The organism is bacterium (genome assembly GCA_035295165.1).
GTDB lineage: Bacteria > Sysuimicrobiota > Sysuimicrobiia > Sysuimicrobiales > Segetimicrobiaceae > JAJPIA01.
Genome location: DATGJN010000004.1, coordinates 16,544 through 31,451, shown reverse-complemented (window position 1 = coordinate 31,451; position 14,908 = coordinate 16,544). Strand labels below are relative to the sequence as shown.

Annotated in this window: 10 protein-coding genes and 1 tRNA gene; 8 read left to right on the top strand and 3 right to left on the bottom strand. The window is 67.6% G+C overall.

Annotation, left to right across the window (positions count from 1 at the left end):
* Nucleotides 1–5 precede the first annotated feature (5 nt).
* The 3 genes from VKZ50_00655 to VKZ50_00645 all read left to right on the top strand — a co-directional run bounded on the left by VKZ50_00655 (nucleotide 6) and on the right by VKZ50_00645 (nucleotide 5,282).
* The gene (locus tag VKZ50_00655) at nucleotides 6–1,085 is read left to right on the top strand and encodes a hypothetical protein (protein ID HLJ58224.1); all 1,080 of its coding nucleotides are present in this window, start codon (nucleotides 6–8) and stop codon (nucleotides 1,083–1,085) included.
* Nucleotides 1,086–1,548: 463 nt separating this feature from the next.
* Nucleotides 1,549–3,138 (top strand): HD domain-containing phosphohydrolase, encoded by a 1,590-nt coding sequence (locus VKZ50_00650; protein HLJ58223.1) that lies wholly within the window; start codon nucleotides 1,549–1,551, stop codon nucleotides 3,136–3,138.
* Nucleotides 3,139–3,422: 284 nt separating this feature from the next.
* A complete protein-coding gene (locus VKZ50_00645) occupies nucleotides 3,423–5,282 on the top strand; it encodes a diguanylate cyclase (protein ID HLJ58222.1) in 1,860 nt (619 codons plus the stop codon).
* Here the strand turns inward: VKZ50_00645 and VKZ50_00640 are convergent.
* Together VKZ50_00640 and VKZ50_00635 are read right to left on the bottom strand one after the other, a co-directional pair.
* A complete protein-coding gene (locus tag VKZ50_00640) occupies nucleotides 5,234–5,794 on the bottom strand; it encodes an EVE domain-containing protein (protein HLJ58221.1) in 561 nt (186 codons plus the stop codon). The genes VKZ50_00645 and VKZ50_00640 overlap by 49 nt on opposite strands.
* A complete protein-coding gene (locus VKZ50_00635) occupies nucleotides 5,791–6,246 on the bottom strand; it encodes a MarR family winged helix-turn-helix transcriptional regulator (GenBank protein ID HLJ58220.1) in 456 nt (151 codons plus the stop codon). Before VKZ50_00635 ends, VKZ50_00640 begins: the two co-directional genes overlap by 4 nt.
* A 467-nt stretch (nucleotides 6,247–6,713) precedes the next feature.
* On the opposite strand from VKZ50_00635, the gene VKZ50_00630 reads away from it, so the two are divergent.
* From VKZ50_00630 to VKZ50_00615, 4 genes are all read left to right on the top strand, one after another.
* A complete protein-coding gene (locus VKZ50_00630) occupies nucleotides 6,714–8,327 on the top strand; it encodes an ABC transporter substrate-binding protein (protein ID HLJ58219.1) in 1,614 nt (537 codons plus the stop codon).
* 136 nt (nucleotides 8,328–8,463) lie between these two features.
* A complete protein-coding gene (locus VKZ50_00625) occupies nucleotides 8,464–10,191 on the top strand; it encodes a CocE/NonD family hydrolase (protein ID HLJ58218.1) in 1,728 nt (575 codons plus the stop codon).
* 4 nt (nucleotides 10,192–10,195) lie between these two features.
* Complete coding sequence (locus tag VKZ50_00620) at nucleotides 10,196–11,113, top strand: ABC transporter permease (GenBank protein ID HLJ58217.1); 918 nt, start codon at nucleotides 10,196–10,198, stop codon at nucleotides 11,111–11,113.
* 13 nt (nucleotides 11,114–11,126) lie between these two features.
* Nucleotides 11,127–11,954 (top strand): ABC transporter permease, encoded by an 828-nt coding sequence (locus VKZ50_00615; protein ID HLJ58216.1) that lies wholly within the window; start codon nucleotides 11,127–11,129, stop codon nucleotides 11,952–11,954.
* A gap of 94 nt (nucleotides 11,955–12,048) precedes the next feature.
* Here VKZ50_00615 and VKZ50_00610 read toward each other — a convergent pair.
* Nucleotides 12,049–12,132, bottom strand: a tRNA-Leu gene (locus VKZ50_00610).
* A gap of 134 nt (nucleotides 12,133–12,266) precedes the next feature.
* Between VKZ50_00610 and polA the strand changes: the two genes are divergently transcribed.
* A complete protein-coding gene (gene polA / locus VKZ50_00605; protein HLJ58215.1) occupies nucleotides 12,267–14,906 on the top strand; it encodes a DNA polymerase I in 2,640 nt (879 codons plus the stop codon).
* Nucleotides 14,907–14,908 lie beyond the last annotated feature (2 nt).

Below are 14,908 nucleotides of genomic sequence, written 5' to 3'. Positions count from 1 at the left end.
AGTCGATGCGTTCGCCCGACGCCAGCGCGGCCTCTCAGCCTACGACGGAGGCCGACGTCGTCATCGCCGGCGCCTCGTTCGCGGGACTGGCCGTTGCCCGGGAGTTGCCCGGGCGAACGGTGCTGATCGACCATCAGGCAGTCGGCGAGGGACAGACGTCAGCGTGCGGTACGCCGATCAGCGTGCTGGCATCGATCGGCGCCTCGTCCGCCGTCCAAGAGTCGCACGACGATCTGGTGATCCACACGCCCGGACGAACGGTCCGGTGGCCGCTGCCTGAGCCATTCTGCACGTTTGACTACCGTGCGTGTTGCGTTGCCGTGTTCCGGGGCGCGGACGCCCCGATCATCCGCGCCTTCGTCCACGGGCGCGCGGAGTCGTTGGTGCGCACGACCGCGGGAGACGTGTCGGGGCGGGTGCTGGTCGATGCAACCGGATGGAGGGCCGCCCTGTCCGGCGGGACCCGTCGTCCTGGGCATCCCGGAGGCTACGTCGGTTTCGGCCTCGAGGCCACCGTGCCGGTCGCGTTCGACACGGGCCTGCATTTCTATTTCTGGCCGGACATCCTGCCCGACGGATATCTCTGGGTGTTCCCGGCGGGCACCACCTCGCGTGTGGGACTCATCAGCTACCGCGCACGCACACAGGTGGGGCCGGCGTTGGACGTGTTTTTGTGCCGCCTGGGCCTGCCGTCTGGGCCGAGGCACGGCGGGTTCCTCGGGGGCGGCTTCCGACCGCCCGTGGTGGACGGCGTGTTCGTCGTGGGTGATGCGGCCGGTCAGTGTTTGCCGTTCACCGGCGAAGGCATTCGGCTCGCCGTTCGTGCCGGCGGCGTCGCCGGGCGGCTCATTGACCAGGCGCTCGCTGGGCGGATCAGCCTCGATGTCGCGCGTGCACGCTACCGGGCGTTCGCGCTGCGTGCACGTCGGTCGTACCGCATCCTCGAATGGGGCACCAAGGCCTCGCTCGTCCTCCCCGCGAGCGCACTCGGGGCGGTCGCGGGATGGGCGGCCAGGCCGGGACCACTCCGGATCTTGCTCGGACACTACCTCAAGATTTTCGCGCCGGGAGCCGCATCCGTCTAAGCCGTTTGTCGGATGACCGCGTCGCGTTCCGCCATCGTTGCCCAGACCCGTGAACACCCTGAGTTCAGCCAAGGGATTGAGGCGCCGGGGTCGTTGCGCGCGTACCTCAGTCCCGTAGCCTGCGCGTGTTCTTCTCCTCGGCCGCGGTTTATCTTGCGCGTATGAATCATTCATAAGTCGTATACGATTGAACTCAGAAATAGGCGTAGGAGAATACTTCATCTATATCGAAATGAGTATCAACTTGCCTCAAAGTAGCGGGAACTCTGCAGCCAAGGGAGGGGTCAATGCACGTCACGGCGGGTCTTCGCCAGCGGCGCGCTGCTCCGTTCCCGACGAGGCCGTTATACAGTGTGCGGCGGCGCCACGGGGCTGGGGCCGCTTGCACTCCGCTCGGCATGTTCGACGGTTGCCGCGGAAACGTGGGTGGTGCGCGTCGGTCGCCATCGGGCGCGGTGCGTGCATGACGCCTGGACAACTCACGCGCGACGCCCACCGCGACGCACGTGACGCGCGACACCTCGCCGGGTGCTTCCGGACGCTCAACGAGATCGCTGGGGATGCCGCGATCGCCACGCACCCGCGGTCGTTCCTCGCCGCCGTGCTCCTCAAGATGCTGCGTGCGTGCCGGTGCGAGGCCGGGGGCATCTGGGTCGGGGAGCACGTCGTGAGCCGAGGCGCACCGCAGGCGGGGACGGCAGTGGCCGCCCTCGCGAGACGAGCCGGGGCAGCGATGCACGAACTCCGAGCCGTGGACGACTGGCGAAGCGTCGCCGGCCCAGCCGGGCAGGCGATGGCCGACGTCATGGCGGGTCTCGGTCTTCGCGCGACGCTGACAGTTCCGATGTGGGCCGGGCGGCGGCGGGTCGGCGGGTTGGTCGTCGCGTCCGCGCGGCCGAGGCTGTGGTCGGATGTGGAGGTCGGGTTTGCGAAGACCGCGGGGAGACTGATTGGAACCACCGTGGATCGGCTTCGACTGCTCACCGAGACGCAACAGCAGGCGGCCGACCTCAAGGTGCTTCGCGGGCTGAGCGCCGCGCTGCGAGCGGCGCAGACCCCGGAAGAGCTGTATCCGCTTTTTGCCGGATACGCAGCCCGGGTTCTCCGTGCAGACTATGCCGGCGTGCTTCTTCTGGAGGCGAACCATGAGGCGGTGACGCTCGTGCATCGCGCCGGCCCCGGCACCCTGCCGATCGGCAGCACGCTGCCGATCCCGTGCCCCACGTGGCGGGAGGCCGTGGCGAGCGGCGCGACCCTCGCCTTGGCGGCGCCGGGGTCCGGCAACGGCTCAGCGTGGATCGATCCGTCCGCCGGCATGTGGGGGCCGATGTCAATCGTGCCGTTGCGCGCGGAGAAGACCACGGTGGGCGTGCTCGTGCTCGCACGGAGCGTTGAGCGCCGCCCGTTCACGCCGCGCGATGTGAACCTGTTGAACGCTATCGCGGACATCGGGGGCACCGCGATTCGGCGGACGCGATTGTTTCAGCGCCTGGCCGACGCGGACCTCGATCTGGTGCGCGCGCTGGTGCGCGCGCTGGACGTTCGGGATCACCGGACCGCCGGCCACAGCGAACGGGTCGCGGTGTGGGCCGAGGCGGTCGCGAGGGTCCTGGGATGCGACCCCGAGGAGGTCCGGACCATCGGGTGGGCTGCCTTGCTGCACGACATCGGCAAGCTGGGCATCCCCGACGCGATTCTCAAGAAGACAGGTCCGTTGACCCCCGAGGACCGTGCGCTGTTTGAGCGGCATCCCATTATGGGCGAGGCGATCCTCTCGACAAGCGAGCGGATGATCCCGATCCGCGCCATCGTGAGACACCATCAGGAGCATTGGGACGGGTCGGGGTACCCGGACGGCATTCACGGCGAGGCCATTCCGTTGGGCGCGCGCATTCTGAGCGTGGTCGACGCGTACGCCGCCATGACGGAGGACCGGGTCTACAGCTCACCCCGGTCGCACGACGATGCGATCGCCGAACTGCGCCGGTGCGCCGGGACGCAGTTCGATCCTCGCGTGGTTGAATGCTTCTGTCGCGTCGTGCCGGCGCAGTAGCCGACCCGCGGTCCGCTCCCCCGGGCGTCTAACCCCGCGGCAACCAGGGTATGCACATGACGGACGCCCGTCGCCCTCATGGTGGCGGCGAAGAATCGATGGCGTCCGCCTGCATGAGAGCCACACCGGGCGCTGAGGAACGGGAAGGGAGCCCTGCCATGGTTGCGTTCGCTGATCGGGCTGTATCCGGCGCCGACGCGGAATCTGACGCGGCCCTCATCGAGCGCGCCCCCGCACCAACCGTTGTCCCGTAGCCGGCTCGCGGTGAGGGAGCGATCCGGGCGATGGGAGGCGTGGTGAAGCCCACAAAATCGGGGAACGTCCGGGGAGGCGGCCGGCGTTCGCCGACGGTAGACGCCCGGGTCCCGCCGCCGTCCGCGCGCAGCGACGTTCCGTTCCGCGTGCTGTTCGAAACCAGCCCGCTGCCCATGTGCATCTACGACTTCAACACACTGCGGTATCTTGCGGTCAATGAGGCCGCGGTCCTCCACTACGGGTACTCTCGTGCGGAGTTTCTGTCGATGCGCATCAGCGACATTCGCCCCGCAGAGGACGTCCCGGCGCTGCTGGCCACGGTCCGGAAGCAGAGCCCGGGGTTGCAGACAACGGGCGAGTGGCGGCACCGCCGCAGGGACGGTCAAATCATCACCGTCAGCGTCTTCACCCACGTGCTGCGGTGGGCCGGTCGTAAGGCGGTGATCGCCCTGATGCAGGACATCACCGACCAAAAGCGCGCCGAGGCAGCGGTGCGAGAGTCGGAGAGGCGATACCGCGGGTTGTTTGACGGGATCCCGATCGGCCTCTATCGTCGCGGCCGCGACGGCGCCTTCGTCGACGTGAATCTGGCGCTCGTAAGCATCCTCGGGTACTCGAGTCGGGAAGCGTTGCTCGCGGCCGAGCCCGGCGACCTGTACGTCGATGCGCAGAAGTTCCGCGAGGCCAACGAGCTGGCGGCCGACCGCGTGCTTGATTTCGAGACGCAACTACGCCGACGCGACGGCACCATGGTGTGGGTCCTCGAGACGATTCGTGGCGTCGCCGATGCCGCCGGGCTCGTGACCGTCTACGAGGGCGCGATTCGGGACATCACCCGCCGCAGAAAGATGGAAGAGGCCGTTCGACAGGCGCACGCGGAACTTCAAGCATCCGCCGCCGTGTTGGAGCGCGAGCGACATGAAATCTCGTTCCTCGCCGGTATGAGCGACCTCCTCCTCGCCTGTGCCACCGTCGACGAAGCGTATGTCGCGGCGGCGCGCAGCCTCGCCGAGCTGCTGCCGGGAACGTCTGGGGCGCTGTGTGTCACCAGCGCGTCGCGAGACTCCGTTGAGGCGACGAGCGTCTGGGGCGCGGCGCCGCCGGGCGACTCCGTGTTTGCTCCAAACGACTGCTGGGCGTTGCGACAGGGGCGAATTCACAGCGCCGGGCCGACGGGCGTGGCGCTGGTCTGTCGGCATCTTGCGGCCGTATCGTCGGACACCTGCCTGTGCGTCCCGCTGGCCGCGCACGGCGAAACCCTAGGCGTGCTGGTGCTGCGCGTTCCCGACACGAGTGCGGATCCGATCGCCGTCCAGCGCTTGGCCGGCGCGGCCGCCCAGCGAATCGCCCCGGCGATCGCCAACCTTCGCCTCCGGGACTCGCTGCGTGCCCAGTCGATCCGCGACCCGTTGACGGGGTTGTTCAACCGGCGGTACCTGGAGGAGACCCTAGATCGAGAATTGCGGCGCGCGCAGCGGCGGGGTGTCCCGGTCGGGATCATCATGCTCGATCTTGACCGCTTCAAGGCGTTCAACGACACGTTCGGACACGAGGCGGGCGACACCGTGCTGCGAGAGTTCGGCGCGTTTCTCCGCGCGCGGGTGCGGGCGGAGGATATCCCGTGCCGGTACGGCGGGGAGGAGTTCGTGTTGATCTTACCGGAGTTCGACGGCACCGCCGTGTTCGAACGCGCGCAAGAACTCCGGGAGGGCGTGAAACACCTCTCCGTGCTCCACGGCGGCCGCGTGTTGGGACCGCTGAGCGTGTCTGCGGGTGTGGTCGTCTTTCCCGAACACGGGTCGACGATGGCGGCCTCGCTTCGAGCGGTCGACGCCGCCCTCTACCGGGCGAAGGCCGAAGGGCGAGATCGGGTCGTCGTGGCAGGCTGATCGGGGCCGGCGCCTTGCGCGCGCGCACGGGCGCGGTCCCGCGGCAAACGCGCGGGTATCGCGGGCAGCGGCGTTCGATCACGCCCGGCGTTCGACAGCATCTCGGTCGCAATCGTGCCAAAATCGTCCGGGCGGATTTCGAGAAACCCGAATCGAAACGCCATCCCCCATCTCGCCCTGTTTCGTATGAACGAGAGTTTCTCAATCAGCGGCCGTATGTTGACCGCCCGGGACTTATGATACCTGACCTTGCGCCTGTAGGGTTTGAACCCAGGGGCCTGCTCGACTTGGGTTGGCGCCGCGTCAACCACCTGACCGATCGCGGTGAATTCTTGGCAGACCGTGGGTTCGCCGAATCTCTGCTTGCTTGAGTAGAGAATCACCCAATCGCCTTTCGAGAGTTTCTCGGCCGGACCCAGCTTCCCGTGGCAGAACTGCGCAAAGCCCCCCTTGATTCCCATGCGCACGTGGTCTTTCGACGCCGCGCCGATCCAGTAGCGTGTCTTGTTCATCCCCGTTCCTCCCGCAACAGACTTGCCAACGTGGTGACGAGTTCGCGCTGCCGGGTTGGCGTGAGCACACCGAAGAACGTCTTGTCGATCCCTTCGACGATCGGCACCAGCTTCGTTGCGAGCTGTTTGCCTCTGTCCGTTAAGCGCACCGAATTTGCCCGGGGGTCCCGGTCGCTTTCGGTTCGTCTGACATACCGTTTCACACCCAATTTCTTCAGCGATGTGGACACCGTCATCTTGTCGAGCTTGGACTGACGCGCGATCAGCGTCTGGTTCGGCTCCGTTTCAGCCTCTTGCGACCACAACAGGATCGCCAGGATCACGAACTGGGCATGAGAGATCTCGAAAGGCTCCAGCGCCTCTTTGATCTGCCTCTGCCAGACGACGGTCGTTTGCCAGAGGAGGAACCCGGGGCTCTCGGGCGCGGCAAAGGCAAACGCGGACTCAGCCATCCGCTGCCCTCGCGAACGCGGCCAACGCGTCATTCTCGTGTGCGGCCCCGCGTGCAACGTTGTGGGCCACGAGTTTGACCCAAAACGGGCTTAACATGCCTTGTGACGACCAGGGTATTGATGAGCCGCACAATGGAGCCTCCGATCGGCCGGCTTTATATCTCAATTTATTATATTCAAGTCTACAAATTCATCAAGCGATCGCCGGCGGACGCGCTCGCGGACGGCCCGAGGCGCGATCGGTGCGCGCGACAGAACGCCCGGATGTGCGCGCCTCGGTGGTGGAAAGGCGGCAGGAGACGGGAGCGGCCTCTGAGAACTCGCTGGGCAGGCAGGCGGATTCGATCTGATGGGCTCGGAGCGACCGATGCGCTGTGTCGAGGGATCCGTGATGGGACGGGTGCGGCCGTCACCGCGAGCGTTCGCCCAGCCCGATGCATCTTGGGGAAGAGGGGGGAATGGATCCAATGTCAGGACGAATCGCTAGGCGGCTTCGCCGGGGGTACGCCGCGGCCGCCCTCATCGCCCTCGTGCTCACTCCGTGGGGAGGCCGTTCCGCGGCCCTGGGCGCGGCCGGGCCGAGCGTCGGGGGCGCGTTCGTGCTGGCCGTTCAACAGGACCCCAAGACGCTCGACGCGCCTCGCATGACGCTGGCCGACGAAGATGAGATCTCGAACTACATCGGCGCCGCGCTGACGGCGATCGCGCCGGACGGCCGCGTCGTGCCGTGGCTCGCCGATCGATGGGAATGGAGCCCGAACGGGAAGACCTTGACCTTCCACCTGAAGCCGGGGATCATGTTCCACAGCGGGAAACCCATGACTGCGGCGGACGTCAAGACCACCTTTGAACGGGACGTCGATCCGGCCACGGCGTCCCCCTACGATCGGGATTTTCTGTCGTCCGTGGCCTCGTTTGACGCCCCCGACAGTACGACCTTGGTCTTGCGGCTGAAGGCCCCGGACGGCGGCTTGCTCGAGACGCTCGCCAGCCCGGGGTATTTGCAACCGACCGATCCGAGCGCGGTCGCGAAGTGGGGGAACCAGTACGCGCAGCATCCGTCGAGCGTCGGTCCGTTCATGTTCAAGGAGTGGCTCCCGGGTCAGACGGTGACCCTCGCGCGGAATCCCGCGTACCGCTGGGGGCCGAGTTTCGACCACCCCGGACCTCCGTACGTCAACGAGTTGGTGTTTCGGGTCATCCCGCAACTCACGTCACAGATGGCGGCGTTCCAGTCCGGCACGCTCTCCGCGCTGCTCAGCGTGCCGCCGGAGCAGTGGGACACCTACGCGACGAACCCGAAATATCATTTCTTCAAAACGGTGGGTCCGCGCGTCTACTACGTCGAGTTGAACCTGAAGAACGCCATGTTTCAGGATCTGCGCGTCCGGCAGGCGCTGAACGACGCGATGGATCGCAACGCCATCGTCGCTAGCGTGTTTAACGGGCACGCGGTCGCCAATTGGGCGCCGTTCAGTCCGCTGCTGGCCGGGTACTGGAAGGGATCGGAGAACGCCTACCGGCACGATCTCGCGCACGCTCGGCAGCTGCTCTCGGAGGCCGGGTATACCTACCAAGGTGGGACGTTGCAGAAGGGAGGGCGCCCGGTCGCGCTGCGCTTGGTGACGCGGTCCTACCAGCCGTTCACCGATCTCGCCCAGGTGGTCCAAGCGCAGCTGCAGGAACTGGGGATCGGGACGACGATTACGGCGTACGAGGTCAGCACCGCGCTGGCGCGGCTCAAGGCGGGCGACTACGACGTCTCCGTTTCGAGCTACGCGTGGGATTCGGACCCAGGGCTGGTGCTCCGGTTGGTGCTGCAAACGGGTGGCTCGCTGGACTTCTCGACGTACGATAGTCCGGCGTTCAACGAGCTGTCGCGTCTATACCAGACCACGATCTCGCCCACCGTGCGCATTCAGTTGATGCAGCGGCTCCAGGCGCAATTCTTGCGCGACGTGCCCTGGGCGATGCTCGCTGCGGAGGTGAACGGTCGCGTCGTGCAGGGCGGGTTCGGGGGCGTCATCCTGAACCGTGCCACGGGGGAGCTGCTGGTCGAGAACGCGTACGTCGCCAAGTGATCCGCCCCCGGGCAACCGTCATGCGCCAGGAGGCTTCGGTCGCGGCTTGCGCGGCGACTCGCGACCTCGCGCCGCGCGAGCCGCCCGCAATCCCCGGCCGGTCGGCTCGCGGGCGCCCGAGGAGCAAACGGTCGAGATGAACCCCGACGCACTTCTTCCCGTCGTGATGCAGCTCGATGTGCGCGTTCCGATGCGCGACGGGGTGGAACTCTCGGTTGATCTGTTTCTGCCCGACGCGCCGCGCGGAACGTTGTCGACGTGGCCGGCGATCCTGCAGCGGACCCCTTATGACAACGCCCGTCGTCTCTACCCGAAATTCCATTGGGTGGAGGTGGCGCGATACTTCGCGGCCCACGGCTACGTCTTCGTGAGTCAGGACGTCCGCGGCCGGGGAGACTCTGACGGCGTGTGGCACCCGTTCATGAACGAGGCCGAGGACGGCTACGACACGGTGGAGTGGATCGCGCGGCAGCCGTGGTCGAGCGGCCGCGTGGGGATGATGGGGGGCTCGTACGGCGGTCTCGTGCAGTGGCTGGCGGCGCGCGAGGGACCGCCGCACCTTACCACGCTGGTCAGCACCGCGGCGGCGGGGCGATTGATGGAAGAACTGCCGTATCGACATGGTAAGCTGCGTCCGCCGTGGGCGATGTGGTGGTTGAACATGGTCGCGGGTCGCACGGTGCAACCCCCTGAGTTGATCGAGTGGCCGCGCGTCATCCGCACGCGTCCTGCCAAGGACGTGGACCTCGCCGTCGGTCGACGCAACACGGTGTGGCGCGAGTGGCTCGCGCATCCAACGCTCGACGACTACTGGCGACAGATGGGTATGCTAAACCGCTTCGCCCAACTCGACTTGCCGGTGATGCACATCACCGGGTGGTTCGACGGAGACCAGCTCGGGCAGCTCTACTATTGGCGCGAGATGGCCGTGCACTCGCCGGCCCGCGACCGCCAGTTTCTGCTTGCCGGTCCGTGGGATCACGCTGGCACCCGGGCGCCCGAGCCGCGGTTCGGCGGGCTCGAGTTCGGGGATGCGGCGATGCTCGACATGAACGCGATCCACCTCCGGTGGTTCGACTACTGGCTGAAGGGCCGCGGCGCTGCGCCGACGGATTTTGCCCGCGGGTGCCGCAGTCGGATCTTTCTCATGGGGGAGAATCGCTGGCGGGACGATCCGACGTGGCCGCCGCCCGCCGCCGTGGGCGAACGCTGGTGCTTTCGGAGCGGCGGCCGTGCGAACACGGTTTCCGGCGACGGCCGACTCGAACCGGCGCCGCCGCCGGAGGGCGAGCCCCCGGACCGCTACACATACGATCCGGACGCGCCGACCCCATCGAGCGAGCCCCCGGACGTGTATCCGCCCGCCGAGGTCCGGTTGGACGAACGTTGGTTGTTGGGACGCGAGGACGTGCTGGTCTACACCTCGGAGGCGCTGGCGCAGCCCATGGAGGTGACCGGTCATCCGCTCGTGGTCCTCGAGGCCGCCACGGATGCCCCCGACACGGACTTCGCCGCCACACTGTACGACGTGTTTCCGGACGGCAGAAGCATGGCACTATGCGACGGCATCGTTCGCGCGTCCTACCGCAACGACTCCGGTCGCCCGGAGTCGTCCCCGCTCGCCCCCGGGCGGCCATACACCTATCGCATCGAATTGGTCGCGATCAGCAACGTGTTCCTGCCCGGGCACCGGGTGCGTGTGGCCGTGATGTCGGCGCGCTGGCCCGCCTACGATCGCAACCCGAACACGGGTGCGCCGCCAGGCGACGATGCCGTCGCGCGGCCCGCCGCACAGGTCGTGCTGCACGAGCATGGCCGCGCCAGCCACCTGCTGATCCCGGTTGTGCCCCGCGGCACGGCCTGACCGCATGTACGCGCTTCGACGCCTCGCGTTGTTCGTTCCGGTCTGGATCGGCGTGGCGGTGCTCACCTTTGCGATGATGCGGTTGATCGGGGGTGACCCAGCCCAGGCCCTCTACGGCGGGGGCGCGCTGAGCGTCGCCGCCCTGCAGGAGGTGCACCATCGGCTGGGGTTGGATCGCCCGTTGCTTGTGCAACTCGGTGCCTTCTTGTTCAACGCTGTGCGCGGCAACTTCGGAGACTCCTGGCAATCCGGGACGGCGGTGGGGCCGATGCTTGCCCAGCGGTTTCCGTACACGCTCGAGCTCGCGCTGACGGGGCTCGGGCTCGGCACGGCCGCGGGGCTCGTGCTCGGGATCATCGCCGCGGTCCGTCAAGGGTCGTCGCTCGATCGCGCCCTCCTCATCGGCTCGTTGCTGCTCTTGTCGGTGCCCGGTTTTTGGCTGGGAATCCTGCTCATCTACCTGTTCTCCGTCCACCTCGGGTGGCTGCCCGTCGCCGGGGCGGTCGGATGGCAGTCGCTGGTGATGCCCGCCGGCGTGCTCGCCGCGACGGGCGCGCCGATCGTGGCGCGCGTCGCCCGCGCGGGCATGCTCGAGGTGCTACGTACGGAGTACATCCGGACGGCCCGCGCGAAGGGGCTCGGCGAGCGCATGGTGCTGCTCCGTCATGCGCTCCGCAACGCGCTGAATCCGATTGTCACCATCGTCGGACTGTTGTTCGGCAACCTGCTGGGCGGCGCGATTATCGTCGAGCAGGTGTTCTCCCGCCCCGGGATCGGCACGCTCGCGGTTCAGGCGATCTTTGCGCGGGACTACCCGCTCATCCAGGGCATTGTGCTCTACACTTCGACGGTGTTTCTCATCCTGAATCTTGTGGTCGATCTCTCGTACACGCTAACGGACCCCCGCGTGCGCTTCGACTAGAGGACGCCCCGTGATGCGCTTCTGGCACACCGGACGCACCACGCGGGCGGCCGCCCTCGTCCTGGCCGCGATCATCGTTGCGGTGATCGGCGCGCCGGTGCTCGCCCGGATCAGCCCGTTCGTCATGAACATCCCGGTTCGGCTGCGCGGCCCGTCGCCCGCCCACGTGCTGGGCACCGACGGGATGGGACGCGACGTGTGGGCGCGGATGCTGTTTGGGGGCCGGCTGTCCCTGACGGTCGGGTTGGTGGCGGTCGCGATCGAATTCGCGCTAGGAACCGCCGTGGGCGTGATGGCAGGCTACGCCGGGGGCTGGCTGGATCTCATCGTGATGCGCCTGACCGACATCATGCTCGGCATGCCGGGATTGATTCTCGCGCTCTTCGTCGTCGCGCTCCTCGGGCCGGGGCTCTTCAACGTGATGATCGCGCTCGGGATCGGCGGGACGCCCGGCGTGGCGCGGCTCGTTCGCGGCGTGACGCTCGGCATCCGGGAGCGCGACTACGTCCAGGGCGCGGTGGCCGTGGGACTGCCACCCGTGTGGATCGCGCTGCGGTACCTCCTGCCGAACGCGCTCCCGCCGGTGCTCGCGCTCGTGACCCTCGACACCGGGACGATCATTCTCGCCGCGGCCGGGCTGAGCTTCATCGGCCTCGGCGCGCAGCCTCCGTCGCCAGAATGGGGGGCAATGCTCTCCGATGCGCAAAAGTATTTCCCGAACGGGTGGTGGCTGAGCGTGTTTCCCGGCCTCGCGATCACCGTCGTCGTGCTGTGTCTCAACATCGTCGGGGACGCCGTGCGCGACGTGTTGGATCCCCATCTCTTCCGGGGGGCCCGCTAGTTCTCGAACTGGCGCGACCCCGTGACACCCGGGGGAGGACACCTCTGCCGAGAGACGGATGGACAGGACATGTGAGTAGACTTCCAAATGGATGTGCCGGAGGAGGGACTCGAACCCCCACGGGCGTGAGCCCACGCGATTTTGAGTCGCGATCGTCTGCCGATTCCGACACTCCGGCGCGCTGATCGGCGACCCTAATCGTACCACACTCGTCTCCATGCGCTCAAGCACGCGGCGGCGTTCGCTCTGGCCGTAGGGCGGCGACCGCTGCCCGGAGGAGGCGGTGCGCCCGCGCGGAAAGGTTTCTCAGAGATGACCACGCCGGCCGCGCGCGACACGCTCCTCCTCCTCGACGCCAACGGGCTCGTCTACCGGGCGTTCTACGCGCTTCCCTACTTCACGACGCGCGACGGCCAGCCGACGAACGCCGTCTACGGTTTCACGACGATGCTCCTCAAGGTGCTGGACGAGGTGGCCCCCCAGTACGTCGCGGTGGCGTTCGACAAGCCGGGGCCGACGTTCCGTCACGAGGCGTTCGCGGAGTACAAAGCCACGCGGCAGAAGATGCCGGACGACCTCCGCCCGCAGATCGCGCTCGCGAAGGAGGTCGTCGAGGCGTTCGACCTACCGGTGTTCGAGGTCGCCGGGTTCGAGGCCGATGACGTCATCGGGACACTGACCCGCCTGGCGGAGGCCCGCGGGATGAACGTCGTGATCGTGACGGGCGATCTCGACGCGCTGCAACTGGTCTCCCCGCACACCCGCGTGATGGTGACGAGCCGCGGGATCAGCGAGACCACGGTGTACGACGAAGCGGGGGTGCAGGCCAAACTCGGCGTCGCGCCGGCACGCGTGCCCGATCTCAAGAGCCTCAAAGGTGACGCCACCGACAACATTCCGGGTGTCCCAGGTGTGGGCGACAAGACCGCCGCCCGCCTGCTCGCAGGGGGAGCAACGGTCGAGGAGGTGCTCGAGGCGCCGGCGGAGGGGCGTGATGCGCGCCTCCGGCAACGACTCGAGGAGCACCGCGCGCAGATCCTGCAGAGCAAGACGCTGTCCACGATCCAGACCGGCGTCCCGCTCTCGCTATCCTGGGATCTCCTCCGGCGCCGCCCGGTGGACACCGCGCGGATCCGTGACCTGTTCACGCGCCTTGAGTTCAAGTCGCTGCTGGATCGGCTCGGCGTCGAGGTCCCACTCACGGAGGCGCGCGGCACGTACGGGACGCTCGCGCGCGACCACGCGGCGGCGTTTTTGGAAGGGGTCTCCGAGGTGGCGATCGCGCCGGTCGCCGAAGGTGACGGGCCGCTCAAGTCTCGCCTCATCGGCATCGCGCTGGCCCGACGGGCCGGAGAGGCGAGCTACCTCGAGCTTCACGACGGGGTGCCTCCGGCGCTTGCCGACGCGCTGGCGCGGGAGGATGTGGCGAAGCTCAGCCAGGACGTCAAACGCGACCGGTTGCTGCTGGAGAGCGCGGGGCTCACGCTCCGGGGGTTCGCGTTTGACGTGGGGCTGGCGTCGTACGTGCTGGACCCCGGGAAGCGAACGCACACGCTGGCGAGCAGCGCGTGGGAACACCTCGGCTGGCGTCTGCACGAGGAGAGCGCGGCCGCGGACGAGCTGGCGCTCGGTCCGGCCCCCGGGGAGCGCGCGGCCGAGGAGGCGGACCTGATCTTCCGGTTGCGCGACGTCATGGCGGCGCAGCTCCGCGCGCGCGAGGTGGACCGTCTCTACCACGAGATCGAGCTGCCGCTTGCGAGCGTGCTCGCGCGGATGGAGCACGTGGGCGTCGCGATCGATGTGCCGGCACTGCGCGCGCTCTCCGACGAGCTGCGGCAGCGTCTCGTGGCACTGACGGCCGATATTTACCGGCTGGCGGGCTCGGAGTTCAACATCGGATCGCCGAAGCAACTCGCGTTCGTCCTGTTCGAGAAGCTCCAGCTTCCGTCCCTCAAACGCACCAAGACCGGGTTCTCCACCGACGCCGACGTGCTCGAACAGCTCGCGCCACATCACCCCGTGGTCGCCCGCATTCTGGAGCATCGCGAGCTGAGCAAGCTGCTCAGCACGTACGTGGACGTGCTTCCCGCGATGGTCGATCCGCGGACCGGCCGGCTCCATACCACGTACAATCAGGCCGTCGCCAGCACCGGGCGGGTCATCACCACAGACCCCAATTTGCAGAACATTCCAATTCGGACGGGAGTGGGACGGCAGATTCGACGGGCGTTCGTCGCCGGGCGGGAGGGTACGGTGCTGCTCTCTGCGGACTATTCGCAGATCGAACTGCGGGTGCTCGCCGAGGCCACCCAGGACCCCGGACTGCTCGAGGCGTTCCGGCGGGGGGCAGATATCCATACGGTGACCGCGGCCGAGGTGTTCTCCGTGGACGCGGAGACGGTGACCGCCGAGATGCGCCGCCGCGCCAAGGCGTTCAACTACGGCATCGCGTACGGCATCAGCGACTTCGGGCTCGCCGCACAACTCTCGATCGGTCGGGACGAGGCGCGGGTCTTCATGGATACGTACTTCGCGCGGTACCCGCGCGTCGCGGAGTACATGCGCACGGTCGTCGAGCAGGCCCGGAGGGACGGGTACGTCAAGACGCTTCTCGGCCGCCGCCGCTACCTGCCGGATATCCTGAGCCGCAACCGGGTGATCCGCGAGGCCGCCGAGCGCATCGCGATCAACGCGCCGATTCAGGGCACGGCCGCGGACATCATCAAGATCGCGATGCTGCGGGTGGACCGAGACCTGCTGCCCGAGGCGCCTGGGATGGAGATGATCTTGCAGATCCACGACGAGCTGCTCTTCGAGGTCCCCCAGGAACTTGTCGAACGCATCGGCCCGCGGGTGCGGCAGGTGATGGAGGAGGCGTATCCGCTGGCTGCCCCGCTCGTTGCCGATCTCGCGGTGGGGCCCAACTGGCAGGATCTGACGGAACTGCCATGAAG